The organism is Bradyrhizobium sp. 160 (genome assembly GCF_023073735.1).
In the GTDB taxonomy this organism is placed as follows: Bacteria; Pseudomonadota; Alphaproteobacteria; order Rhizobiales; family Xanthobacteraceae; genus Bradyrhizobium.
Genome location: NZ_JADPKD010000001.1, coordinates 26,207 through 50,148 on the forward strand (window position 1 = coordinate 26,207; position 23,942 = coordinate 50,148).

The 23,942-nt window shown below is 58.6% G+C and carries 23 protein-coding genes; 19 read left to right on the forward strand and 4 right to left on the reverse strand.

Going from position 1 to position 23,942, the window contains the following annotated elements:
* Nucleotides 1-113 precede the first annotated feature (113 nt).
* Entirely contained in the window at nt 114-356 is a 243-nt protein-coding gene (locus tag IVA98_RS00140) for a hypothetical protein (RefSeq protein ID WP_247354109.1), read from the reverse strand.
* Between the two features lie 127 nt (nt 357-483).
* Here IVA98_RS00140 and IVA98_RS00145 point away from each other — a divergent pair, with 127 nt between their 5' ends.
* The 8 genes from IVA98_RS00145 (at nt 484) to IVA98_RS00180 (ending at nt 9,211) form a co-directional block, all read left to right on the forward strand.
* Entirely contained in the window at nt 484-1,869 is a 1,386-nt protein-coding gene (locus IVA98_RS00145) for an ABC transporter substrate-binding protein (protein WP_247277963.1), read from the forward strand.
* Nucleotides 1,870-1,950: 81 nt separating this feature from the next.
* Nucleotides 1,951-2,892: a carbohydrate ABC transporter permease gene (locus IVA98_RS00150; protein ID WP_247277962.1), complete on the forward strand. Its 942-nt coding sequence runs from the start codon at nt 1,951-1,953 to the stop codon at nt 2,890-2,892.
* A gap of 11 nt (nt 2,893-2,903) precedes the next feature.
* Nucleotides 2,904-3,764, forward strand: a complete 861-nt coding sequence (locus IVA98_RS00155; protein ID WP_247354110.1) for a carbohydrate ABC transporter permease — start codon at nt 2,904-2,906, stop codon at nt 3,762-3,764.
* Nucleotides 3,761-4,702, forward strand: coding sequence for a ribokinase (locus tag IVA98_RS00160; protein ID WP_247335130.1), 942 nt, complete (start codon nt 3,761-3,763; stop codon nt 4,700-4,702). The genes IVA98_RS00155 and IVA98_RS00160 overlap by 4 nt, the downstream gene beginning before the upstream one ends.
* Nucleotides 4,699-5,469, forward strand: a complete 771-nt coding sequence (locus IVA98_RS00165) for an SDR family NAD(P)-dependent oxidoreductase (protein WP_247301011.1) — start codon at nt 4,699-4,701, stop codon at nt 5,467-5,469. Before IVA98_RS00160 ends, IVA98_RS00165 begins: the two co-directional genes overlap by 4 nt.
* Nucleotides 5,462-6,289, forward strand: coding sequence for an HAD-IIA family hydrolase (locus IVA98_RS00170; RefSeq protein ID WP_247354111.1), 828 nt, complete (start codon nt 5,462-5,464; stop codon nt 6,287-6,289). Before IVA98_RS00165 ends, IVA98_RS00170 begins: the two co-directional genes overlap by 8 nt.
* On the forward strand, nt 6,289-7,401 hold the full coding sequence (locus IVA98_RS00175; RefSeq protein WP_247277957.1) for an ABC transporter ATP-binding protein: 1,113 nt from the start codon (nt 6,289-6,291) through the stop codon (nt 7,399-7,401). The genes IVA98_RS00170 and IVA98_RS00175 overlap by 1 nt, the downstream gene beginning before the upstream one ends.
* A gap of 34 nt (nt 7,402-7,435) precedes the next feature.
* Nucleotides 7,436-9,211 carry a phosphoenolpyruvate hydrolase family protein gene (locus IVA98_RS00180; protein ID WP_256464577.1) on the forward strand — a complete coding sequence of 592 codons (1,776 nt, stop codon included), beginning with the start codon at nt 7,436-7,438 and terminating at the stop codon, nt 9,209-9,211.
* A 28-nt stretch (nt 9,212-9,239) separates the two neighbouring features.
* Here IVA98_RS00180 and IVA98_RS00185 read toward each other — a convergent pair whose 3' ends face one another.
* Nucleotides 9,240-9,854: a hypothetical protein gene (locus IVA98_RS00185; protein ID WP_247301014.1), complete on the reverse strand. Its 615-nt coding sequence runs from the start codon at nt 9,852-9,854 to the stop codon at nt 9,240-9,242.
* Between the two features lie 1,059 nt (nt 9,855-10,913).
* Nucleotides 10,914-11,075, reverse strand: a complete 162-nt coding sequence (locus tag IVA98_RS00190; protein ID WP_247301015.1) for a hypothetical protein — start codon at nt 11,073-11,075, stop codon at nt 10,914-10,916.
* A gap of 219 nt (nt 11,076-11,294) precedes the next feature.
* Between IVA98_RS00190 and IVA98_RS00195 the strand changes: the two genes are divergently transcribed.
* Genes IVA98_RS00195 through IVA98_RS00205 form a run of 3 tightly spaced genes read left to right on the forward strand, consistent with a single transcriptional unit; the run spans nt 11,295 to nt 15,172 of the window.
* A complete protein-coding gene (locus tag IVA98_RS00195; RefSeq protein ID WP_247354112.1) occupies nt 11,295-12,545 on the forward strand; it encodes a Tm-1-like ATP-binding domain-containing protein in 1,251 nt (416 codons plus the stop codon).
* The gene (locus tag IVA98_RS00200; RefSeq protein ID WP_247354154.1) at nt 12,538-13,362 is read left to right on the forward strand and encodes a phosphoenolpyruvate hydrolase family protein; all 825 of its coding nucleotides are present in this window, start codon (nt 12,538-12,540) and stop codon (nt 13,360-13,362) included. The genes IVA98_RS00195 and IVA98_RS00200 overlap by 8 nt, the downstream gene beginning before the upstream one ends.
* Before the next feature lie 31 nt (nt 13,363-13,393).
* A complete protein-coding gene (locus IVA98_RS00205) occupies nt 13,394-15,172 on the forward strand; it encodes an FAD-dependent oxidoreductase (RefSeq protein WP_247354113.1) in 1,779 nt (592 codons plus the stop codon).
* A gap of 730 nt (nt 15,173-15,902) precedes the next feature.
* Here the strand turns inward: IVA98_RS00205 and IVA98_RS00210 are convergent.
* Nucleotides 15,903-16,052: a hypothetical protein gene (locus IVA98_RS00210; RefSeq protein WP_247354114.1), complete on the reverse strand. Its 150-nt coding sequence runs from the start codon at nt 16,050-16,052 to the stop codon at nt 15,903-15,905.
* Between the two features lie 676 nt (nt 16,053-16,728).
* On the opposite strand from IVA98_RS00210, the gene IVA98_RS00215 reads away from it, so the two are divergent.
* The 8 genes from IVA98_RS00215 to tnpB all read left to right on the forward strand — a co-directional run bounded on the left by IVA98_RS00215 (nt 16,729) and on the right by tnpB (nt 23,936).
* Nucleotides 16,729-17,586: a branched-chain amino acid ABC transporter permease gene (locus IVA98_RS00215; protein ID WP_247335112.1), complete on the forward strand. Its 858-nt coding sequence runs from the start codon at nt 16,729-16,731 to the stop codon at nt 17,584-17,586.
* 3 nt (nt 17,587-17,589) lie between these two features.
* Nucleotides 17,590-18,810: a substrate-binding protein gene (locus IVA98_RS00220; RefSeq protein WP_247354115.1), complete on the forward strand. Its 1,221-nt coding sequence runs from the start codon at nt 17,590-17,592 to the stop codon at nt 18,808-18,810.
* Nucleotides 18,811-19,899, forward strand: a complete 1,089-nt coding sequence (locus IVA98_RS00225; protein ID WP_247354116.1) for a branched-chain amino acid ABC transporter permease — start codon at nt 18,811-18,813, stop codon at nt 19,897-19,899.
* A complete protein-coding gene (locus IVA98_RS00230) occupies nt 19,886-20,620 on the forward strand; it encodes an ABC transporter ATP-binding protein (protein ID WP_247335109.1) in 735 nt (244 codons plus the stop codon). Before IVA98_RS00225 ends, IVA98_RS00230 begins: the two co-directional genes overlap by 14 nt.
* Nucleotides 20,613-21,308 (forward strand): ABC transporter ATP-binding protein, encoded by a 696-nt coding sequence (locus IVA98_RS00235; RefSeq protein ID WP_247354117.1) that lies wholly within the window; start codon nt 20,613-20,615, stop codon nt 21,306-21,308. The genes IVA98_RS00230 and IVA98_RS00235 overlap by 8 nt, the downstream gene beginning before the upstream one ends.
* Before the next feature lie 79 nt (nt 21,309-21,387).
* Entirely contained in the window at nt 21,388-22,644 is a 1,257-nt protein-coding gene (locus IVA98_RS00240; RefSeq protein WP_247354118.1) for an amidohydrolase family protein, read from the forward strand.
* Nucleotides 22,645-23,259: 615 nt separating this feature from the next.
* On the forward strand, nt 23,260-23,586 hold the full coding sequence (gene tnpA, locus IVA98_RS00245) for an IS66-like element accessory protein TnpA (RefSeq protein ID WP_524536331.1): 327 nt from the start codon (nt 23,260-23,262) through the stop codon (nt 23,584-23,586).
* The gene (gene tnpB / locus IVA98_RS00250; RefSeq protein ID WP_247354119.1) at nt 23,583-23,936 is read left to right on the forward strand and encodes an IS66 family insertion sequence element accessory protein TnpB; all 354 of its coding nucleotides are present in this window, start codon (nt 23,583-23,585) and stop codon (nt 23,934-23,936) included. The genes tnpA and tnpB overlap by 4 nt, the downstream gene beginning before the upstream one ends.
* The last annotated feature ends 6 nt before the right edge of the window (nt 23,937-23,942 follow it).

Here is a 23,942-nt window from a genome sequence, read left to right on the forward strand (position 1 = left end):
GTTGCGGAGCCCGTAGATCGAAACGGGTCCTCGCGTTCAATGCGAGGGCCTGTTTAGGGCCAGGACCTCCGCGAAGGCTGCTTGAGCGCAACTCGAGGAATTGATTTGCACGATCAACCCAACCCCTGACGAGCCTTGCGCTCAGTGCTCTTGAGCAGTTCAGTGGAAGTCATCATAGACGCTCGAGCCGAACCGGCATACGCTTGCGCGGCAAGCTGATCATTAGCCTGCCGTTTTGCATGCGCTGAATAAATGTGCAGCATCACTGCTTCCATGCCTCTAACTTCAATACCCGTCTGGCCCGGCGTCCAATCCGCGATTCTGTGCTGAATCATCCACTTTTTGACCTTACTCAATTTTACCCAACCTGAGTTCGAAAAGCCGGTTACGACGGAAGAATGACCGCTAGCGTTCCCGCCACTGCGGCCTTTCGGATGAGGAGGGCGCGTGGTTTACGGGCCAAAGAGCCCATCGGAGGGGATCATGCCAAGGAAGCTCGCCGCTGGTTGCGGCCATTCTGCCGATTTTGTCAGAAAAGCTCTTATATGCTGCACGCTTTTGGCCGGGTCGGCCATGACGTCTACTCACGCCAAGGCGGACGACATCAACTGGCGGCAGTTCGAAGGTGCATCGATCGTCTGGGCCTACGACATTCATCCGTACGCCGACGCGGTCGCAGCCCAGCTGCCTGAGTTCGAGAAGCTCACCGGCATCAAGGTGACGCCGGAGCTTTATCCGGACGACGCATATTGGAATAAGCTGACGATCCAACTCAGCACGAAGTCACCAAGCTGGGACGTCGTGGGCACGGGGATTCAGCCCGCTTGGGATCTCGCGCCGGGCCAGTTGCTTGAGCCGCTCGATCGATATCTGAACGATCCAAAACTCACCGCTGCAGGCTATGATTACAAGGACTTCTTCCCTGCGCTGCGCGATGCCCTGACCTGGAAAGTCAAGGAGGGCCAGATCGAGCCCGGAAGCGGGCAGGTTTGGGCGATCCCGCATGGTTTTGAGAACATCCAGCTGTTCTACCGTAAGGACATCCTCGACAAGTACGGCCTCAAGGTTCCGACGACCCCGCCAGAGATGTCCGCGGCGTGCGAAAAGCTGAAGGCTGCGGACGGCGCGATTACGCCGTTGGGCGTGCGCGGCGTCCGCTTTTGGAGCAGCATCCACACCGCCGCCATCTCGATTGCCAAATCCTACGGCGTACATGATTTCCTGATCAAGGATGGCAAGCTCGAGACAGGTCTGGAGTCGCCAGAGTCGATCGCGTTCCACAAAGACTATGTCGACATGATCAGGAAATGTGCGGCTCCGTCCTTTGCCAACGACAACTGGTACCAAGTGGTCGATGGTATCAACTCAGGACGAACCGCGATGGCGATCGATTCCAACATGTTCGGGTTCTGGAACGACGTGGCCGGCAAGCCAGCCTCGGGGAAGATCGCCTTCGCACCCTCCTTGCGTGCTCCGAACAGCAAGAACTTCGAATCCAACATCTGGATCTGGTCGCTTGCGATGAACGCTTCTTCCCAGAAGAAGGGTGCGGCCTGGCTGTTCATCCAATGGGCAACGTCAAAGCAGGTCGAGCTGAATGGTGCCGTTGCCGGCAAGCTCGTCAACCCTCCGCGGGCCTCCACCTGGGCCGACAAGGCTTGGCTCGAATATGCTGCCAAGCCTGAATTCAACAACTTCGTCGACACGTTCAAGAGCGTGCAGGAGAGGGCTGCATTGGCCTTTACGCCCCGAGTAGGCTTTGCCGAAGCAATGAATGCTTGGGCGGTTGCCATGCAGAAGATGGTCAATGGAGCCGATGTAAAGACAACCTTGGCTGACCTCGCATCAGAGATCCGTTCCTCTATGTGAAGCATAAGCAAGGGGCGGCAGTCGTAATTGCCGCCTCTTCACATGTTAAAGGTCAATGAGATGGACCTTCGAGGATCCGACGTGATCGCGACACTGCAGTCTTCGACCAGCCAACTTGCCCCATCAAAACATGAGGCGGCAAGGGGTCTTGAGGAGGCGCGTCTCGACTGGTGGAGCATTGCTGCGATCGCTCCTGCTATCATCATATTGCTCGGATTTCTTTTCCTGTTCTTCTATGGCGTGTTTCAATCGTTGACTGACCTCAAGTTTGGGCGGCCGCTGGTCCGCTTCATCGGCCTCGACAATTACGCAGCCCTGATCAAGACAGCCGATTTCTGGAACAGCGTCCGCGCGACCGTTGTTTACGCCGGATCGGCGGTATTTGTGCAAGCCGCGCTCGGTCTCGCACTTGCCAAGCTGTTCGCCACGGAAGTCTTCCTTGCGCGCCTGATGAGGCCCGTCATTCTCCTGCCTCTCGTCCTACCCCCAATGAGCGTCGCGCTCATGTGGACGACGATGATGGACCCGCAAAGCGGGATCATGAACTATCTGCTGTCCCTTGCCGGCATCAGCCGTTTTGCTTGGATTTCAGACCCTGCGACCGCAATGTTCTCGCTCGTCCTGATCGACGTTTGGACCTATACGCCGTTCTTCGCGTTGATCATTTTTGCCGGCCTGCAGGGTATAAATGATGAGATCAGGGAGGCGGCGCGCGTCAATGGCGCGAAGGGATGGGCAATCTTCCTGCACATCGAGCTGCCGCTTATCGCTCCCTACATTCTGATCGCCGCGGTGTTTCGGTTGATCGAATCCCTCAATCAATTCGACATCATCTTCGGCACAACGCAAGGAGGGCCCGGCAACAGTACCGCCGTGCTTTCAGTGCGCGCCTACATTACAGCGTTCCAGAATCTCGCCTTCGGGCGTGGGGCCGCAGTTATGGTGGTCAATTGGATGATCGTGCTGGTCGGGACGTTCGCCATGGTTAAGCTGTGGCGCTTCGTTCGGCAGCGCGTCAGCTGAAAAGGCAACCCATGCGCTTCAGACGTTCGACTGCCACCAATCTGGTCCTGAACCTGCTCGTCGGACTGTGCGCATTGATCCTGGCCTTTCCACTTGTCTGGATCGTGATGATGTCGTTGAAGCAGCAGGCCGAGATCATGGCCTGGCCGCCGAGTTTCGTGTTCTCGCCGACATTGGACAACTTTCGTGTCTTGTTCGATGTGGCGAAGGCGGGGGCGACCAGCTACGGAACCATCAAAGTCGATTTCCTGACACCGATCACGAACAGTGTCGTGATAGCGCTCGGCTCCGTTCTCGTCTCCTTAGCGGTGGGAGTTCCTGCGGCGTACGTTCTGGCGAGGCGGGATATACCTTTCAAGGAAGATATCGCCTTCTTCATTCTTGGATTTCGCTTTGCCCCGGTGTTTCTGGTCGTCATCCCGCTCTTCAGCGTTTTCCAGACGGTCGGACTGTATGACACCTATCTCGGCATGATCTGGGTCTATCAGGTCGTCACACTGCCGATGATGGTTTGGCTGAGCCGCTCCTACATTGAAGACATCCCAAAGGATATCGAGGAGGCAGCCGCGATGGATGGCGCGAGACCTTTCCGGGGCATGTTGCATATCGTGCTGCCGCTCTTGAAGCCCGGCCTGATCGGTGCCTCGTTGCTCATCTTTCTGCTTGCCTGGCACAACTTCGCGCTCGGTCTCATCCTCAGCTCGACCAAGGCGCCGGTGACGGTGGCTCTTCTCAAGCTGCTCAACCCCGGCGTGCAGTTCTACCCTGTCATGGCCGCAGGGTTGGTCCTGACAATGATCATTCCCGTCATTTTGATCGTTATCGGCCAGCGTCACCTCGAACGTGGCCTCACCTTCGGTGCCGTAAAATGAGTGTCAGGCCATTGATGTTCTTTGGAACGACAAATATCGATCTCTGCTTCAGTGTCGAGCGACTGCCAACGCCGGGTGAAAGCCTGATGGGCACATTGACCCGCAACCCTGGAGGGAAGGCCGCCAATCAGGCCGTTGCCGCTGCCCGGCTCGGGCTCAAGCCACACTTCTACACGCGTCTTGGCGATGACGAAGCCGGGCACTCCCTGTTGCAGTCGCTGCGCGAGGCCGGTGTTCGCGCGGATGCCATCAAGATCTGTGCGGGCGAGATCTCTGGTTCGGCCATGGTTATGGTCGGTGACGACGGCTCCAATATGATTGTCATCGACCCTGGCGCCAATCTGAACGTGACGCCAGATATGATCGAGGGCGCGGCGCAATTCATAGAGCCCGATGCGATCGTGGTCGCCGAAATGGGCATGCCGATCGGAGCGCTCAATCGGCTCTTCGAAATGAAATGCGAGAAGGAATTTAAGCTCATCTTCAACCCGGCGCCGGTGCGGCCGGGGCTTTCATCGGCGGCCTGGCGAAGTGTTGATTTCGTGACGCCGAACCAGGCCGAAGCTTTTGAGCTGACGGGGATCGAGGTGTACGACTTCAACAGCGCCGCGCACGCAGCCATGAGGCTTGTTGATCTCGGGCCGAGTGCCGCGCTGATCACCCTGGGTGCACAAGGCGTATACTATGCCGATGCGGAAACGTCTTTTGCGCTTCGGGCCTTTCCCGTCAAGGTGATTGATACCACGGCCGCGGGCGATGCATTCAACGGAGCGTTCGCCGCATCACTCGCCCAGCGGCTGCCGTTAAGGGAAGCAGTGAGGAAGGCGCTGGCCGTGGCCTCGCTTTGTGTGACACGGCGCGGCGCTCAAAGCTCCATGCCGAGCGCGGAGGCGGTTGACGAGTTTCTGAAGTCACAAACGATCTTGGAGTTGGAATGACTGAACAGTTCTCAGTTTTAGGTAGAACGGTGCTCGTGACCGGAGCCGGCGGCGGCATCGGGTCTGCCATTGTGAATGCATTTAGGGCAGGAGGGGCGAACGTCCTTGCCACTGACACCAACCTTGCAAACCTCAGAGACACTTTGGCAAGCTTGCGCTATGGCAACGGCGTCCTGCCCATGGCAATGGATGTCACTCGCGAGGAGGACGTCGCCCGGGTCCTCGATGAGATTGCCAAGAACTTTGGCCGGCTCGATGTGCTGGTCAACAATGCCGGCATCAAGTCTGCCCAGCCGCTCCTAAAAGGCAGTGCCGCGACGATCGAGCGCACTATCCAGATCAACTCGGTTGCTGTTCTGCGATGCTCGAAATTAGCGATCGAGCGCTTCATGCAAGCGAGGGGTGGCCGCATCGTCAACGTCGGTTCCTCACTGTCCTCACAGGGGGCAGTCTTCAACTACCAGGCCGGTGGCGCCGACTATTGCTTGTCGAAGGCAATCGTTCACGACGTTACCAAACTGCTTGCCTATGAATGCGCGCCCCTCAACATCAATGTGAACGCAATCGCGCCCGGAATCATCGATACGCCGATGCATGGACGTCCGCGTGAGGAGACCGAAGCTCGCCACAGCGGCCGGATTCCCTTGGGGCGGGTCGGGGTGCCGGAGGATATCGCAGGTCTTGCGGTCTTTCTGGCAAGTCCTGCAGCTTCCTATATGACCGGTCAGATCGTTCACGTGAATGGCGGGATGCTGATGAATGGCTAACACGGGCTTTCGCATCAACTGGCCGCCAATAGAAGGCATCATTTCGGATCTGGATGGCGTGGTCTATCGCGGGAGTGCTGCGATTGCCGATGCTATCCAGGTATTTGGACGATGGCAGGCGGCGGGACTGCCGTTCTGCTTCGTGACAAACAATTCAACGCACACGCCAGAGGACGTCGTCCGCAAACTGGAGGCGTTTGGCCTTGCCATCGCGCCGACAAACGTTGTTACGAGTGCTGTCACCGCCGCCGAACTCCTCCGCGCGAAATACCAGGACCTTGCGCGTGTATTTGTCATCGGCGCGCCATCCCTCGTGAAGGCTATCGCCGACATCGGGCTCGAGGTCACCGATCGGAAACCTGATGCCGTCGTCATGGGGCTGGACCGTCAGATCACGCATGAAAAGATGCGGATTGCGGTGGAAGCGATTTTGGACGGAGCGGTGTTCATCGGTACCAACCCCGATCTCCTCTTGCCGACCGCAGGAGGTTTCGAGCCCGGAGCTGGCGCGACGATCATGGCCGTGGCTGCTGCCACGAAAGTTGAGCCCGTGTTCGTTGGTAAGCCCGAGCCGCACATGATTGAGACGGCACTTGCGCGCCTGGGCACCGCTCGCAGTGCCACATTGCTGATTGGCGACCAGATTCCGACGGATATTCAGGCCGGGAGCCGTGCAGGGTTGCTGACCGTGCTGGTGACCACCGGCGTTCCGCCCCGAGAGGATTCATCACTGATGCCGCCCGATTTCGTCGTATCCAGTCTGGCGGAGATCGAGGTGGCGCCGGCGCTGGTTGGAAGCTCGCGACAGAGGAGAGCGTGATGGCCGATGTTCGTTTGGAAGGCGTGAGTAAAGCGTTCGGGACCATCCAGATCCTGCGGAACATCGACCTGACCATCGATCATGGCGAATTCGCCGTCTTCGTTGGACCATCGGGCTCGGGCAAGTCGACGCTGCTACGAATGATCGGAGGGTTGGAGCGCATCAGCGGTGGTCGGCTCTTGATCGACAATGAGGTCGTCAACAATGTTGACGCGGCCGACCGTAACCTCGGCATGGTATTTCAGAGCTACGCTCTCTATCCGCACATGACGGTGCGAGAGAACCTCGCCTTTCCCCTAAGGATGGCCAAGGCTGCGAGGGCCGAGATTGATACCAAAGTCGTTGAGACGGCATCGCTGTTGCAGATCAATCATCTGTTAGATCGTAAACCTCGACAACTTTCAGGGGGACAGCGCCAGCGGGTGGCCATTGGGCGCGCGATTGTACGCGAACCCAAGGTGTTCCTGTTCGATGAGCCGCTGTCGAACCTTGACACGGAATTGCGGGTGCAGATGCGGGTCCAGATTGCCAAGCTGCACAGGCAGCTTGGAAACACCATGATCTATGTGACGCACGACCAGGTCGAGGCCATGACGATGGCCGACAAGATTGTCGTGCTCAAGGACGGCAATATTGAGCAAGTCGGAAGCCCGCATGATCTTTATCACAATCCTGCGTCCCGATTTGTGGCGGGATTCATTGGCTCGCCCAAGATGAATTTTCTCAACGGCCACATCGAGGCTGCACACGAGGCGGGCCTGGACGTCAAACTGGACGCGGGGACGACGGTCTCCGTGCCCGTCCAGCCGGATCAATTGCTCGTCGGCAAGCCGATCACGCTCGGAATTCGGCCTGATGATTTCTCTCCGTCTTCGGCGGTGAGGAAGGAGATCGCAATCGAACTCGACGTCGATTTTGTCGAGCATCTTGGCAGCGTCACATACATCTACGGCAACGCTGGAAATGAAACAGTGGTTGCAAAGGCGTCAAAGGCCGAGCCCCCCAGGGGGCTTGGCAAGGTTCGTCTTGCAGCCTCGCCTGTGGACTGCCATCTCTTCATGGCGAACGGAAAGGCGCTGCGACGGTTGCACGCGCCCGCAAATTGGGGCTAGTTATTGGACCTGCCGTGCAAAAAGCGGGGCCGGTATGCACACGCGGGCGGACCAGGTAAGGGGCGGCGGGATCAGGCAGTTCTTCCGGAACTCCCGTTCGTTTGTGCTGGGAGCGGGAATCGGATCGGGCATGACCGCAAGAGCGGCCGAACGCGCGGGCGCAGATTTCGTGCTCGCGCTTAATGCTGGTCGTTTTCGGGCGATGGGCGGATCGTCACCAGCCTCGATTCTTCCAATACGCAATTGCAATGAATTCGTGGCCGGCTTCGGCAGGACCGAGATCCTGCCTAGCACGAAATTGCCGGTGTTTTTTGGAGCCTGCACCTTCGATCCGCAGCTCGATATCGACCGGTGGCTTGAGCGCATCATCAGATGGGGCTTTTCAGGGGTCACCAACTTCCCATCTGTCATCCACATCGATGACTACAGGAGGTCACTGCTTGAGAAATGCGGCCTTGGCTACGAGCGGGAAATCGAGCTCCTGGTGAAGGCGGCAAAACGCGGCCTGATGACGATCGCCTATACGCGCACCCAATCCGAGGCAAGGCGCATGGTTGAAGCGGGCACTGAGGCCATCTGCATCAACTTCAATCTCAACCGGAGCATCGAAACCGGATCTGCCCCATCGATCAGCCTCGCGGAGCTTGCCGCGCGTGCCAGCGCCGTTGCGCGTGTGGCTCAATCGATTGACAGAAACGCTATCTGCCTGCTTGGCGGCGGGCCAATAACCAAGCCTGACGAACTCTTGGAGATCTGTCGCGAAACGGGTGTCCAGGGCTTTATCGGCGGCTCTTCGCTCGACCGTGTTCCACTGGAAATGTCAGTCCTCGAGGTGACGTCGGGGTTCAAGACCATTCACTTGTTGCGGGAGAAGGTCGATCTCCTAGAGCGCCAGCTTCAGTTAAGTGGGTTCAGACATGGGGTGATCGCACAGTCCTCAGTCATGAAGCGCACCCTGGAGACCGCAAGACGCCTTGGTGCTAGTCCCAACCCTGTGCTCGTTTGGGGCGAGGCGGGATCAGGGAAGCGGAGAATAGCAAGCCTCGTTCATTCCTTTAGCGACCGGAAGCACGTGAACGCGGCGCTGTTTCATTGTCGTCGGGGCCTCGCAATCGATATGATCGGTGCGCTGTTCGGCGCCGAGGCCGATGAGAACAGGAGACGCCAATTGTCGCTCCTGGAAGGCGCAAGCGATTCTGCGCTCTTGCTGACGCATGTCGATCAGCTGTCGCGAGATGGGCAAGAACGTCTTGCCGACTATCTCGAGACAGGTACTTTCACGCCGCTGAACGGCGCATCCCTTGTAAGGTCAAACGCCCGGATCATCGCAACCGTAACGGTGGCTCGCGGAGCAAGCTTGGAAAGTGTTCTATGTCCCCGCCTTCTTGCCTTCTTTGCTGGGCTCGACATAGAACTACCCGCTTTGCCAAACCGGCTGGAGGACCTTCCGCAGCTCATCCAACATTTCACGGTGGAGGCGAAGGGAGTTTCGAACGCGCAAACGCTCGGGATAGAAAATTCTGCATTCCTGGCGCTCGCCGGCCATTATTGGCCGGGTAACTTGAGAGAATTACGCCAGATCGTCAACCAGCTGGTAATGCTGCCAGGTACCCATATTACAGCTGATGTCCTAAAGCCCCTTTTGAACGCGTCGTCACCCGCTAAGCCCATAAGTGCACTTTCCGAACGCGAGTGGATCATCGACGGTTTGAAACGCAACAGGCTTCACCGCGGAAAGACCGCCCGCTCGCTGGGGCTTTCAAGAAAAACCCTCTACAACAAGATCAAGAAGCTGCGGATATTGGAATAGGCTACTGCTCCTCACGTCCTTCCGGTCCTCACGTCTTTCGACCCTGAGGCTTCGAACCGGTGCCCTCCAGGAGCGTGTACTTCGGCAACGACGATGCCTGGTCCTTAAAGCTTACCAGCTCCATCTCATCGCCAATTGCGTGGTTGAGAGCTTCTTCCGGCAAATGGATGATACCGAAAAGATGCGAGCCAAGTCGCCGCTCTGCCGCTGTGATCTGGGAATCATCACTGGCGGTGAACAAGGTCTTAAATCCGAGGCTCGCAAACCATTCCATCCGTCGAAGTTCGAGCTCCTGTCCGGTATCAACCGGCCTGCCTGCCGTCGACCGGTCAATGAGGGACGCAGGTGGGAAGTTTATGACCCCCGTGATCCCGGCAGCTTTCAACAAATCGGCAAGATCCTCCCAGCACGAGAAGGGATCGATCATGACGAGCCCCGCATAGACATCAGCGGATGCTTCTTTGTGGAGACTGCGCAGGTCTCGCGAAAGGCAGTCGTTCCAGTCAATGACAGGCAAGGTTGCCATGACGAGTTTGGAGCCTTCTGGAAGGCTGCGCAAAGAGGGCGCATAGATTTCCATGCAGGCGCCCTTGGCTGTACCCGAAAGGTGCGAAACAAGCTTGCCGATCGCTGTCGCCTTCACCGTTTCTACTCAATCTTACCCGTTTGAACGTTTCACTGATCTTATAGGTGATTTCAGCCCGTCTACACTACTGTTGTTGGCCATTCGGGAAGGGTGAAGTCCTTTTCAACGAACACGTGTCAATGCCGAAATATTTGGCAGGCTAGTTCCGAAGAGAACCGAAGGCCGACGGGACAACGTGGCGCCGAACGTTAGCCGACTTCTTACCGAATGCGACGGGATCCGCTGGCAGACCGGTCGTCTGCTTTCTCCCTAGAACTTGAGCCGCTGTTGGAGAGATCCAGCAGCGGCATTTTTTAGCCGTTCGGCAGTGTCATCGGATCGGCGCGGTCACAATGTACCAGGATCTTTTCGCCTTCAAGGCCGTCAAGGACGTCGAAGCCATCGCAAGCCGCGCGGCGAATCATCCCGCCGGATCGCGACGTGATGCGGCAACTGATCGAACTTGCGGACGAGTGGTTTCGTGTGATCCTCATGTTTGCGGCGTCATCCGCGTGTAGGCAGGTGAGCGTTACGTCGCGGTTCCCTTGCGTTGGCGGCATATCATGTCGAGCGCCGGGAAGTCCTCGCGCCGAAACTCGCGTTGCTACGTTCTGCATAAAGAAGACATCCCCAAGTCCCCGCCGGGGCTCGCGGACCATCTCGCGGCGATGCGTGCTGCGGGGCCTTGCAAGGCTGGCGGCAGAGCGCGCGCTTTCCTCAGGAGTCATGCCACGGTCGACAACGCGCGCGTTCGCGCCATGATCGACATCGCGAGTGGCGACGCGGTCGAGCCCGGCGTGAAGGAGCCGATCTGCCGTTGCTCCTAGATTTTCCCGCACCCAAGCTGCGCTCCTACCTGAGAGACTGTTATAGCGAAAAAAAGCCCTCAACGCGCTAGGCTTCGCCAACAGCGCCTTGAAATACGTCTATGTCGTCCGGATCTTGATCCGCTTACATAGATTCGAGGAGGACTGCTGGCGCGCCAATCAAGGCGACTTTCGAACGGCGCAAGTCCGAGTGCCTCGATGCGCCCCGATGTGCCGGACCCCGGCTTCCACCGAGGACGCCGGCAAAGGATCAATGGGCAGCATTCACCACGGTCGCGGTCGATCCCGGACCGCTGGAGGATGTGGCCAATACCTTCGCCGAATTCTTGACGCCGCAGACAAAAGCCCATGCGCTGAAGGATGGGGCAGCGGTGTAGTCGGATCGATCATGGTTCTTCTCGATCATCACCATCGGCGGCAGTACATCGTCATCAACATGTCGGTCATGGTCATCACCGGCGGGACTGGCTGCCCCGCGCGATCTTGAGCAGAAGCGCAGGCTGACAAGTGGGTGGCAAGCGCTTTCACCGCCTCTACCCAATCTTACCCAATTGCCCCTTTTACTCATCTTATGAGCGGTTTCAGCCCGGTCTAGACCACCTGTTGTTAAGAATGGTCCGGGAGGAAGATCGTGTCTCACCATTGCACGGACGACCAGGGGTCGATCCGGGACGGTAACCCGTCCGAGCTGGCGGGCGCGGTCGCGATCGTGGCGACCCTGGATACTAAGGGCGCCGAAGCGTCTTACCTTGCAGGTACCATCAAAGCGTGCGGCCGCAAGATCCTCCTGATCGACATCGGTACATCCAACTTGATTGCCGGGGACAAACAGGATGCTGACAGTGCTCGCGTCTCTTCGCCTGCCGAACTCTTGAAAGAGATAGCCGCAAGCACGCGCAAGAAGGTTGCTGGCCTCCTGCAATCAGGCGCGATCAGTGCGATCGTTGGCGTTGCAGGTGGAAAAGGTAGCGCGGCTTTCGGGGAGATCGTATCCGATTTGCCTTATGGCTTTCCCAAGTTGCTGGTCAGCAGCGCAAGGCCAGCCCTGCTCGCAGAATTGGCGATCCACAACGACATCATCCTCTATCCGACGCTCGTCGATCTTTTCGGAATCAATGCCTTTACCGATCGGGTGCTGCAGAATGCAGGGCGAGCCATTGCAGCCATGCACTATGCGCCCGCTCAAGGTGCGCACAAAAGAAAGATTGTCGCGATCACAGCCTTCGGCGTAACGACGCCCGCGGCAAATCAGTGCATGGCGCGCCTTGCCGAGGCCGGGGTAGACGCGATTGTCTTTCCTGCCAACGGGGCCGGCGGGCGCAAAATGGAGCAGCTGATCGCGGCCGGTGAATTCGACGCAGTCATTGATCTGACCACAACAGAGCTCGCTGACGAACTCTTTGGGGGGGCCGCCAGCGCTGGACCCGATCGGCTCAAAGCAGCGTCGCAGCAATTGATCCCGCAAGTGATCGCACCTGGCGCGGTCGATATGGTCAATTTTGGTCCGCGCTCGAGCATTCCTGATCAATTTCGCGGCCGCCAGTTCTACTCCCATACGGCCTACACAACGCTCATGCGCACAACGCCTTCCGAGAACGCGAGCATCGGCCGGCTCACGGCCGAGCGGCTGTCGCGGGCAGAGGGGCCTACCATCGTCCTTTGGCCCGCGAATGGCGTTTCCGATTACGACCGCGAAGGCGGCATTTTTTGCAATCCCGAGGCCGACAGGGCTTGGCTCGACGCGCTGAAGGACAATCTTGCCCCGAAGATCGCGGTCCGCGAACTGAACTGCCACATCAACGATCCCGAATTTGCCGAGGCCGCCGCGAGCTGGATCCTCAAACAATTGGGCACGGAGGCTGATTGTAATGCGAATGTTTGAGCGCAATGAAATCCTGTCCAGGATCGCAAGCCAGATCGAAGAACGAAAAGCGGTCCTTGCGGCCGGAAGCAGCTGCGGCCTGGTCGCGAAATGTGCCGTCCTCGGAGGGGCCGACATGCTGGTGGTCTACAGCACCGGGCTGTCGCGCCTTATGGGGCTTCCCACGAGCCGAATCGGCGATTCCAACGCGCGCACGCTCGAGCTTGCGGCCGAAATCCGCAATGTCGTCTCTTCCGTGCCTGTCGTGGGCGGCGTCGAGGCGTGGGATCCTCTCCGGCTCGACCTTGACGCGCTTCTCGACAAGTTCTGGGCGGCCGGCTTCTCCGGCGTCATCAACTATCCGACCATCTCCACCATGGGTGAAAAATGGCGTGAGCGCCGAGGCCGCGTTGGGCTCGGCTTCGACCGAGAGGTCGAGATGATTGCGACTGCCCGCAAGAAGAACATCTTCTCGCTGGCCTATGTCGCACGCGCCGAAGACGCCAAAGCCATGACGAGTGCAGGTGCCGACTGCATCGTCCCCCATGTCGGGGCAACCCGTGGCGGGCTCATGGGCCATGAGGATGGGCAGTCAATTCAAGAGGCGATCAGGCGCATTAACGACATCAACACGGCGGCACGAACCGTTCGCTCCGATGTCATCCTGCTTTGTCATGGCGGGGCGATCGCCGAGCCGCAGGACACGATCGAGGTCTACCGGTCGACTCAGTGTATCGGCTTCGTTGGCGCCTCCTCCATCGAAAGAATTCCCATCGAACGGGCGGTGAAGGCCGCGGCAGGGGAATTCAAAGCTGTCCCGCTCCCGCGACATCACTGACGTTCATCGGAAATCTTGCAGCGAGGCTGGAATGGATAAGCCGATCGGCCGATCAGGCAACGATAAGACAATCACATTCCCCCGAGGGAACAGGCTGGATCATGATTGGGAGACCGATGTACTCGTGGTCGGTAGCGGTGCGGCCGGGCTATCAGCGGCGCTCTATGCGGCAAAGGCCGGATTGCGAGTTACGGTATGTGAAAAATCTCCGCGAATCGGCGGCACCACGGCGCTGTCGAACGGCATGATCTGGGTTCCTTGTTCGCCCCACGCGCGGTCTGCTGAAATCGATGACTCGCTTGCGAAAGCAAAGACCTACCTGCAGCATGAACTTGGCATCCATTATCGGGCAGGCTTTGTTGAGGCCTATCTTGAGGACGGTCCAACTGCGCTCACAGCACTTGAGAACGGGACAGAGGTCAAGTTCACGCTGGCGTCTGTGCCCGATTATCACTCGAGCCAGGTCGGCGGGGTTGACAAGGGCCGGGCGCTCAGCCCTGCACCCTATGATGGAAGGCTTCTAGGCAGCGATTTTGATCTGATAGGCGACCCTATTCGTGTTGTGCTCGGCGGGATGATGATCTCGTCCGGCGAGGTGAGAAGCTTTCTGAACCCGTTCCAATCGTTTGCTTCGCTCAAGCATGTCTTGCGTCGCCTCAGCCGCTACGTAAGGGACCGCCTAAGTTACAGGCGTGGCACCGAGCTCAGCGGAGGCAATGCCTTGATCGCGCGGTTGCTCGCGAGCCTGCGCAAATACGACGTAGAGATTTGGCCGGCGTCGCCTGTTATAGACCTCATCTTGGAAGAGGGGCGCGTCACGGGGGCAGTCGTCAAGCTGATCGATTCTGAGGTTCGCGTGTGCGCCTCGCATGCGGTGATCCTGGCAACGGGCGGTTTTGCTCATAACGCGCAATTGAGAGCCGAGCTAAGCGGCCCTCACCAGCATGACGACACGCTGGCCCATCCCGATGCCACGGGAGATGGCATTAGGCTTGCGACCAGGCGCGGAGCTGCAATTGACAATGATGTGGCTTCTGCCGGCTTCTGGACGCCCGTGTCGATCCTGAAGAGCGGCAGCTGCTCGCAAATTGTCCCGTACGGCTGGCTTGACCGTGGCCGCCCCGGCGTCATTGCAGTGGGGCCAAATGGCAAGCGCTTCGTCAATGAATCCAATTCGTACCACGACATCTGCCTGGCAATCTTCAAAGGTGGATATCCGGCAGACAAGCGATTCTACTTCATCTGCGATCACGACTTCGTCCGCTTAAGAGGCATGGGACATTTGCTCCCCTGGCCCTGGACCTTGAGCATCGACAAATATGCACGCCTCGGATACATCAAGGTGGGGAAAACGATTGAAGAGCTTGCGAACCGGTTGGGGCTAGACCCTGCTGAGCTTCAAAAGACGATCGAGGAACATAACGCCCACGCCGCCGAGGGGCGCGATCCGCTTTTCAAACGTGGAGAATCGGTTTTCAACCGCACGCAGGGCGATCCTGCCGTGGGAATGAAAAATCCAAATCTTGGAGCAATCAGAAACGCCCCATTTGTCGCGCTGCCGATCGTGCCGGCAACGCTCGGAACAGCGACTGGATTGGCAACTGATACTGACGGCAAGGTCCTGGACGAAAATGGCAGGCCGATCATGGGTCTCTATGCTTGCGGCAATGACATGACCTCGCCAATGCGTGGGATCTATCCGGGAGCAGGCATCACGATCGGTCCGGCCATCGTCTTCGCATACCGCGCCGTGAACAGCATCCTGCTGTCGGCTCATCAGGGGCAAAAGGCTGCGGCTTCTAGAGCTTGACGGTGAAGTTCAGGTGCGTGGCGGCATGTATTCGCTGGGGTCGCGAAAGACATGATCCAGACATCACTGGCAAGCAGAGATCGCTCCGAACGACGCCTTCGGACGCCCCGTCATACAGAACTCATCTCTGAGCGAGGTGGCACTCTCGGCGTTAGAACAGACGCAACTCTTTGGGATATCCAAAGCTCGTCTGGGCTGCATATCATCTCGCGCTTTGTTATTCCGCAGTGAGCCACGATCTCTAACAACACCAAACAAAAACGCTTCATTCGCCGCAGCAGTTGAGTAAGAACGTGGACGCGGCTACGAAAGCGGTGACGGCTGCCCAGGCTTCTGGTTCTTGCCGACGTTCACATCCTGGCCAGGGAGTCCGATCAGGATGTCGCTGTCTTCCGAAAGAGGGGCGATGATCTTGTGACCCTTGGAAAGCGAGTCCCGCCTTTGAGCTGAAATGTGAAGCCAAGTTCGTCAAGCCATAAAGGCAGCGCATGATCCAGTAGTCCTTTTCAACCAGGGCCGGAGCAATGCCCTCCGTCCGCCACAATCCGAATCAGATCCGCCAACTGCGGATGTTTGTGGAGGAAATCACGCCGCATGTAGTTCGTTGCCCCTCAGCGCACCTTCAAAGAACTTCTTGGCGCGTTCACTTCCGTATGCGCTCACCGCACGACGCAAACGCTTCTGGTCGGACTCGGCGGCTCGCTCCGCCCCGGCGCTTGAGCACTTCATCCTAGGCCTCGGCAAGCTGATCGATGTTGTTGACGAGATCTACGAACAGGAACTCCTTCGTCAGTGACTTCGGGAAGCGTTGCCTCATGCTAAAAGCAAACTCGCGGTTGCTGAGCTCAAACTCCCTGTGGCGCTTATGATTGTAGCTCACGGTTTTGTCGTAGAGCTGCGTCGTGCCCACACCGAGACTGTTGTAGGCGGTTCGGCGAGGCCAGCACAAACGTGTTGTCTTCAGAAACGTCCTTGCAACTTTCTTGTCGTAGGCTGAGCCTGGGAGGCCATTTTCCGCTGTCTTTCAATCATTTTGGGGCAAGGACGGGCGCGCCTGCAACCCGAAGGTCACATGCTTGCGCTTGAGCTCGCGGGCACCAAACAATGAAGCAGTTCAGGCTCGGCGACCTTGCGGCGACCAGGCGTCGCGCCAGGCACCCCGCGCAATAATTGCTCCAGCATCGGCACGTTGTCGACCACCTCAATGACTGAGCCATCTTGCAGCACGCACACTAGGTGATATGGCGACAGTTGCTTGCTCGTCGAGAGCTCCGCTACTGCAAGCACAATGCCGCTTACCAATGCCGCATTACCCCATATTACTCAGATTGCGTTGCGCTCCTGCTAGGCGAACTCGCCCTGCATATCGTGAATAAAGCGTCGATCGGCGAGCCATCTTAAGAAACGCACCATCGACCGCACCTCCAGGTGCCGGGATGAAACCTTTCAGGAGCGCCTCGTGTCGCCAGCCCTTTGCATGCCAACCGCAGCTCACGCCGTCGATCAATCTGGACCGGAGGATGCGCTCGCAAGTCCGAGGAATGTGACGTAGCGACATGGATACGCTGTTTATCGCCGCGTTCGAAGTCTTGAGCTTCGGCGCCATCGTGGTGCTGGTCGTGCTCGGTCTCGGAATCATTGCCAGCATGATGGGCATCTTCAACTTCGCACAGGGCGAGTTCGTCCTGCTCGGTGCCTACATCACCTATCTCGTGCACAGCATCGGTTTGCCGGTCGCGCTAGGCATGCTCGCCGCGCCTATTGCGGTCGGCGCGCTCGGGCTCGCATTGGAAAGACTCGTGGTGCGACGGTTCTACGCGGCGCCGATCGTCGCCATGCTCGGCACCTACGCGCTCGGGTTAATTATTCGCGAGATAGTGCGCGGCCTGACTGGCGGCCTATATCTCTCGGTGCCGGAGCCGGTCGGTGGGTCCATCACCATCGGCACGCTGCATTTCGCCATTTGGCGCTGCGTGATCGTTGTCATGACCGTGCTCGTGATGGCCGCCAGCTATGCGCTGATCGCCTACACCTCCTTAGGCCTGCGGGTCCGCGCCTCGCTGGAGAACCCGTCGCTGGCGCGGGCCTCAGGCATCTCCACCGGCATGATTTACAGCGTGACCTTTGCGTTTGGTGCGGCACTCGCGGGTCTGGCCGGCGCGCTGATCGTACCGGTCTTTTCGCTGTTCGCCGATCTAGGCATCCGCTTCCTTATTCAAGGGTTCGTTGCCGTGATGGTGGGCGGGGTCGGGTCCTTTGCCGGCCCTGTCGCCGGCGCCAGCGCAATCGGCACGTTCAGTGCCGCGCTGCCCTGGCTGATGTCGCCGGTGATCGCCGACGTTCTGGTTTTCGTGCTCGCCATCATTTTCATTAAGGTCCGGCCGCAAGGCCTGGTCTCGGGAAGAGGGGTTTAACTGATGATCAACGCCAGCCAACAACTCAGCCGCCGCCGTTTTCTTCGCAATTTCGCCTTCGCCTCTGCCGCTATTGCAATCGGCCCGGGCAGCTGGGTGATCCGCCCGGCCTGGGCCAACGCCGCGGAAGGCCCGATCAGAGTCGGTATCGCCACTGATCTTACGGGTTCACTCGGCTTTGCCGGCAATACCGACGCTAATGTCGCTCGCATGATCGTCAAGGAGATCAATGACAAAGGCGGTCTACTGGGGCGTCCGATCGAGCTCCTTATCGAGGACACGGCCTCCAACGAGTCGGTCGCAGTCGGCAACGTCCGCAAGTTGATCCAGCGAGACAAGGTCGACCTGGTGCTCGGAGGCATTTCAAGCTCGATGCGCAATGCCATCAAGGACGTCATCATCTCTCGTGGCAAGACGCTCTACATCTATCCGGAGGGCTACGAGGGCAAAGAGTGCATGCCCAATCTGTTCTGCACCGGGCCGGTACCGGCTCAGAATTGCGACCAGTTCATTCCCTGGTTGATCAAGAATGGCGGCAAACGTTTCGCGATGCCGAGCTCCAACTATATCTGGCCGCAAACGATCAATGCCTATGCGCGCAAGGTGATCGAGAGGAATGGCGGCGAGGTGATCTTCGAGGAGTACTATCCGCTCGACCAGATCGATTTCTCCTCCACGGTGAGCCGCATCATCTCCAACAAGGTGGACGTGGTGTTCAACACCATCGTCCCTCCCGGCGTCAGCCCTTTCTTCAAGCAGCTCTATGGAGCGGGCTTCTCCAAGAACGGCGGGCGGCTGGGCTGCGTCTACTATGACGAGAACACACTTGTAATGAACCAGGCCAATGAGATTGAAGGTCTCGCAAGCAGCCTTGACTACTACAAGGCTTTGACATCCGAGGACCCGGTGAGCGCCAAGATTCAGGCGGCGTACGACGAACAGTTTCCTGCCAAGTTCCGGTTCTCGGCAGGCAGCGCCGCCACTGGCACTTATCGAGGACTGAAGCTGTGGGAAGCTGCGGTAAAGGAAGCTGGCACGATTGACCGGGTCGCGGTAGCTGCTGCCCTGGATCACGCCAAGATCGAGGAAGGTCCGGGCGGGCCGGCGGAGATGGTGCCCGGCAAGCGCCACTGCAAGATGAACATGTACATCGGTGTGGCGAAGGGCGGCCAATACGAGATCGTAGCCCGTAGCGCCGGCCTGGTCGACCCGAAGGAGTGCTGAATGTCTCAGGTATCGTCGACCAGCACCGGAACCCGTGCAGCGTCCTGCGTGATCGAAGCGTCGCAGACCCTCACTATCAGTGCGTCTGCAAACGCCGGCCGCCAAGAGGTGCTTCCAGTTATTGAAGTGGCGGTGCTGATCATCGCAGCGGTCGCGCCGTTGCTGCTGCAGGACTACATCACGGTGTATGCGACGCGGGTGCTTGTTCTGTGCCTCTTCGCATTGTCGTTCGACTTGGTGTGGGGCTATGCCGGGATCTTGAGCTTAGGGCAATCGTTGTTCTTCGGCATGGCTGGCTATGGCGTGGCACTGCTTTCACGGGATTTCAACGTGGCGTCGATCTTTGCCGTAATTCCGCTCGGTACTCTGATCGGCTTCGTTGCTGCGTTGCTGCTGGCCGGTTTCCTGCTGCTCGGCCGCCACGCCTCCAGCATCGTCTTCGTCTCGCTCGGCACCATGACCGGAGCTTACGCGGCCGACCGGCTGGCGCGCGGTTCTTATTACCTTGGTGGTCAGAACGGAATCCCTTCGATCCAATCGATGAGCATCGGATCGTATGCACTGAGCGAGGGACCGGCTTTCTATTACTTGGCGCTGGTCATTCTGATACTGGTTTACCTATCGTCGCGCTTTCTGTTGCGCTCGCAGTTCGGGCTTGCGCTGGCGGGATTGCGGGAGAACGAACAGCGTATCGCATTCTTCGGCTACAAAGTTCAACACCTGAAGGCAATCATTTTCGCAATAGGTGGCGCGATCGCAGGCATTGCCGGAAGCCTTTATGCGTTCCATGAGGGCTTCGTCTGGACCACGATGCTGGGGGTCGTGATGTCGACCCAGGTCGTGCTCTACGTCCTGTTCGGCGGCTCTGGGACATTGATTGGTGCCGTGATCGGCACCGCAATCGTCGAGGGCCTCAGTTTCTGGCTCTCCGACAACTATCGCGACATCTGGCCGATCATTCTCGGCGTCTTGCTACTGCTCGTCATCCTGTTCCGGCCGCTCGGCCTGATCAGCCTGGTGCTCGGTGAGCGGGAGCGTATCGGTACCTTCGGCCCGAGCCCGAAAGAGATACGTAATGCCGCTTCTTGAAGCCGCCGGAATATCCAAGGTTTTCGGCAAGCTCACCGCGCTGGACGGTGCCGCGCTCACAGTTGACGAAAACGAGTTTCATGGCCTCATCGGCCCGAACGGCTCCGGCAAAAGCACGTTGATGAAGTGCCTGGCCGGGGCGGAAGTACCTACACAAGGAAAGGTGAGTTTCGCCAACACCGACATCACCGCGTTCACACCGACAGAGCGTGCAAGGGCGGGTATGAGTCTGAAATTCCAGATCACCTCCGTACTACCGGCGCTGACGCTGTACGACAACATCCTGCTCGCGCTGCAGGCCCAATCCTCGCTGCTCGATCTGGTGTTCTCGCGTACTCGAGGACGACTGCACGATAAGGTCATGATGATGCTTGACCAATTCCGCCTTGCCGATCGAGCCTTTGATGCTGCGGCTGCGTTATCGCACGGCCAGCAGCAATGGCTGGAGATCGCGATGGCGCTCGCAGGCCATCCGCGCCTTCTGCTCTTGGACGAGCCGACCGGCGGCATGAGTCTCGAGGAGCGTCGCGTCACCGGCGAATTGCTGCAGCCGATTAAACAGCATTGCTCGCTTATCATCGTCGAACACGACCTGGATTTCATCCGCGACATTTGCGACCGCCTGACGGTGCTCGATCAGGGCAAGGTCCTGGCGTCAGGTACGGTTGCGCAAATCCAGGCCAACAAAAACGTCCAGGAGATTTATCTGCGCCGTGCCTGAATTCCTCGATATCAAGTATCTCGACGCTGGCTATAGACGCAGCCAGGTTCTGTTCGGCGTCAATATCGCCATTCCCTTGCGCGGTGGTGTGGCTATCCTCGGTCGCAACGGCGCCGGAAAAAGCACGCTCATGAAGGCCATCGTCGGCGAGCTGCCGATCTGGAAGGGCGAGGTGCAATTCGATGGCCGCGACATCAAGCGTTGCCGGACCGACGAGCGGGTGCGCGCCGGCATTGGCTACGTGCCGCAGGAGCATTCGGTGTTTGCGCGCCTCTCGGTCCGCGACAATCTCGCGGTCGGATCGGTTTTCCACCGCGATGCATCGGCCGTAGATCGGGTAATGGGAATGTTTCCGAAACTCGGCCAGCGCCTGGATCAGCCGGCCGGAACGCTGTCCGGCGGCGAGCGCAAGATGCTGGCGATCGCGCGCGCGATGCTGGGAAACCCAAAGCTGCTGTTGCTGGATGAGCCGACCGAGGGCGTCTGGATCGGCGTTATCGAGGAGATCACCGAGCGCTTGAGCGAGCTTGCCAGGGACATCGCCGTCATCATCGTCGAGCAACACCTCGATCTCGCAATGCGCATAGCGGATCATGCGTATGTGCTCGATCGCGGCCGCGTCGCGCTGTCGGGGCCTTCGCAGCAGTTGCGCGGCGACCCCCGTCTTTTGTCGTATCTGGCGCCATAGGAGCATCGCCCCGGCTCTCATCGCGTGCGCGGAGAAGCGGCTTCATCGACTTCCATACAACGACTGTGCGGGACGGACAATGTCTGATGGAATTAACCAATTTGTTAATGCGTGCGAAGTCGTCGACGTGCATGAACATCACATGCCCGAGGTCGCCCTCAGCCGCGACGTAAACCTGCTGAAACTCTTTCAACAGAGCTATGCGGCTTGGACAAACTATGTCCTGCCATCCGAACCTAAGGCGACTAGCAGTATGATATCTGCTGCAACTGAGCCGACCACTTGGGAGGCCCTTGCGCCATTCTTGGAGAAGAGCGGCTCAAACGCATTCGTCCGTAACCTCGTGGGTGGAATTGCTGACCTTTATGGCGTTGGTGACAACGGAATTACGCGTGAAAACTGGGAGGCGGTAGACGCTTCAGTACGCTTACGCCACAAGGATCCGAAATGGCCAACCGAAGTCATTGGGCGCGCCGCCATCAAGAGGATCGTAACGGACCCTTTTCTCGACCCATTGCTCGACCCGCGCCCGGTCCTTGGCGAAAGATACGACGCCGTCCTGCGCATCAACGCATTTGCCTTAGGCTGGCATGCTGAATCTCGCGATCACAATGGAAATTCCGGACATACGTTGCTTGGACGTCTCGGCATGGAGGTGAAAACCTTCGACGATTATTGCGCCGCGATCCGCGAACTCGTAGCCGGGTGCGCCGGGCGCAATCAAATTGCGCTCAAGAACGCGCTCGCCTATGACCGGGATCTAAGCTTTGATGAACCGAACGAAGAGCTGGCTCGGCAGGCGTGGGGGCAAATGTCGCCGTCCCCTGGAGCGCGCAAGGCTTTCAGCGACTTTGTTGTCGACTTGTTCTGTCAACTCGCGGCCGAGGCGGATCTACCCGTTCAAACTCACCTCGGGACCGCGATCATAAGCGGTTCACATCCCTTGCGGATTGCGCCCTTGATTGAGCGTCATCCTCGGACCCGCTTTCTGCTGATGCATTTGGCCTATCCCTGGAGCCGGGATTTATTGGGAATGGCGTTTGTGTACCGAAATGTTTGGTTAGATTTGTGTTGGTCTTTTCTGTTGAGCCCATCTCATTTCAAGCTCGCGCTGCACGAGGCCATTGAAGTCTTGCCGGATGAATCGCGATTGATGCTCGGAGGAGATTGCCTCCACGTTGAGGAGACGTTCGCGGCGATTCAAAGCGCGCGCCAATTGGTTGGCGAAGTTCTGGACGAGAAAATTGCGAGCGGTTACTTTCGATCCCGCAACGGCGAACGATTGGCGGTCAGGATCCTTTGCGAGAACGCGACCGAGTTTTTTGCCATGTCTTGATTATGGGACGAGTAAAAGGTTTTGACGCTGTTTGTCTTGGTTCGAATTTAGGTTCCCCAACCAATCTCCCCTAACGTAGGCAACTGCGTGAAATCGTTGAAGAGTTTTGCACTGGGTAGCTGACGTACCCCAACGCCGACCCCAACGCCTGCCCCCAACGGCAAACTTCGGTGCCCGCCATGTCGAGCGCCACCGCTAAGCCGACCGAGAGTTGATATGCGACCAATCAAGTTGCTCACCCTCTCATTGTCTCTGCTGGCTGTCCAAGGGGCTTCTGGGAAGGATTGGGAGGTCTTTGGGCTCAGACCAAACATGTCGATAAGGGATGCTGCTCCCGTCATGGCTGCTGCTTGCGCCAGCAAAATTGACAGGCTTCAGCCTCCAAATCCCGTCGAGAATCTCGACATTCGAATCTGTAGGCGGCCCGAAGGGGCATCGCTTGTAAGCGCTAAGCCGATACCCTGGCTTCGGGGTTAGATTAAATACGCGAAGAAGCCTCCGGGTTGAACGGAGGTTTGGGATGGGATTGGACGGCAAAAAGGACGTCCATTTGGACAGCTCGTCAGTTGGGGCAGTCAGCCGGCTTGAGTGCTTGAAGGACCGTCCGGGCGTCGTGTGCGTTCGGAGGCCGAGCGGGCTCGGATCGTCGCCGAAAGTCTGCTGCCTGGCGCTCAGGTGGCGGAGGTAGCGCGTAAGCACGGGGCGACGCGTTGGCAGATTTACGATTGGCGACGCCGCTTCCGACAGCGCCGCGAATTGCCGTCGTGTGAGGCTTCGCAGCCGCCGTTCGCGCCGCTGGTCGTGGAGGGGCCGTTAGAGGAGCGTCAGGTTCCGGCGGTCAAGCTCGAGATTGCGATTGGCGACGTCGTCGTGCGGACGGACGCGGCGATAGATGGGGAGCAGCTGTCTCGGGTGATCCGCGCGGTGCGAGCGTCACGATGATTGTACCCGGCGCCGATCTGAAGATTTATATCGCGACGCGGCCTGTCGACTTCCGCTGCGGCTACGATGGGCTTGCCGCGAAGGTGCAGGAGATGCTTGGTCTCGACCCGTTCAGCGGTGCTGCCTTTGTGTTCCGGTCGAAACGGGCGGACCGGATCAAGATTCTGGTCTGGGATCGAACGGGCCTGGTGCTGGTGCACAAACGCCTTGAGGGCTGCAAGTTCGTACGGCCAAAGATTGCGGACGGTGTGATGCGGATATCGCCGGCGATGTTCGCGGCATTGTTCGAAGGCTTGGACTGGAGGTTGGTCCGCCCGGAGGAAGCGCGGCGTCCACAGATCGCTGGATAACTGCGG

Coding starts and splice junctions, on each gene's coding strand:
- IVA98_RS00145 (WP_247277963.1), top strand. CDS start 484: ATGCCAAGGAAGCTCGCCGCTGGTTGCGGCCATTCTGCCGATTTTGTC.
- IVA98_RS00155 (WP_247354110.1), top strand. CDS start 2,904: ATGCGCTTCAGACGTTCGACTGCCACCAATCTGGTCCTGAACCTGCTC.
- IVA98_RS00160 (WP_247335130.1), top strand. CDS start 3,761: ATGAGTGTCAGGCCATTGATGTTCTTTGGAACGACAAATATCGATCTC.
- IVA98_RS00165 (WP_247301011.1), top strand. CDS start 4,699: ATGACTGAACAGTTCTCAGTTTTAGGTAGAACGGTGCTCGTGACCGGA.
- IVA98_RS00170 (WP_247354111.1), top strand. CDS start 5,462: ATGGCTAACACGGGCTTTCGCATCAACTGGCCGCCAATAGAAGGCATC.
- IVA98_RS00175 (WP_247277957.1), top strand. CDS start 6,289: ATGGCCGATGTTCGTTTGGAAGGCGTGAGTAAAGCGTTCGGGACCATC.
- IVA98_RS00180 (WP_256464577.1), top strand. CDS start 7,436: ATGCACACGCGGGCGGACCAGGTAAGGGGCGGCGGGATCAGGCAGTTC.
- IVA98_RS00190 (WP_247301015.1), bottom strand. CDS start 11,075: ATGGTGATGATCGAGAAGAACCATGATCGATCCGACTACACCGCTGCC.
- IVA98_RS00200 (WP_247354154.1), top strand. CDS start 12,538: ATGTTTGAGCGCAATGAAATCCTGTCCAGGATCGCAAGCCAGATCGAA.
- IVA98_RS00205 (WP_247354113.1), top strand. CDS start 13,394: ATGGATAAGCCGATCGGCCGATCAGGCAACGATAAGACAATCACATTC.
- IVA98_RS00215 (WP_247335112.1), top strand. CDS start 16,729: ATGGATACGCTGTTTATCGCCGCGTTCGAAGTCTTGAGCTTCGGCGCC.
- IVA98_RS00220 (WP_247354115.1), top strand. CDS start 17,590: ATGATCAACGCCAGCCAACAACTCAGCCGCCGCCGTTTTCTTCGCAAT.
- IVA98_RS00225 (WP_247354116.1), top strand. CDS start 18,811: ATGTCTCAGGTATCGTCGACCAGCACCGGAACCCGTGCAGCGTCCTGC.
- IVA98_RS00230 (WP_247335109.1), top strand. CDS start 19,886: ATGCCGCTTCTTGAAGCCGCCGGAATATCCAAGGTTTTCGGCAAGCTC.
- IVA98_RS00240 (WP_247354118.1), top strand. CDS start 21,388: ATGTCTGATGGAATTAACCAATTTGTTAATGCGTGCGAAGTCGTCGAC.
- tnpB (WP_247354119.1), top strand. CDS start 23,583: ATGATTGTACCCGGCGCCGATCTGAAGATTTATATCGCGACGCGGCCT.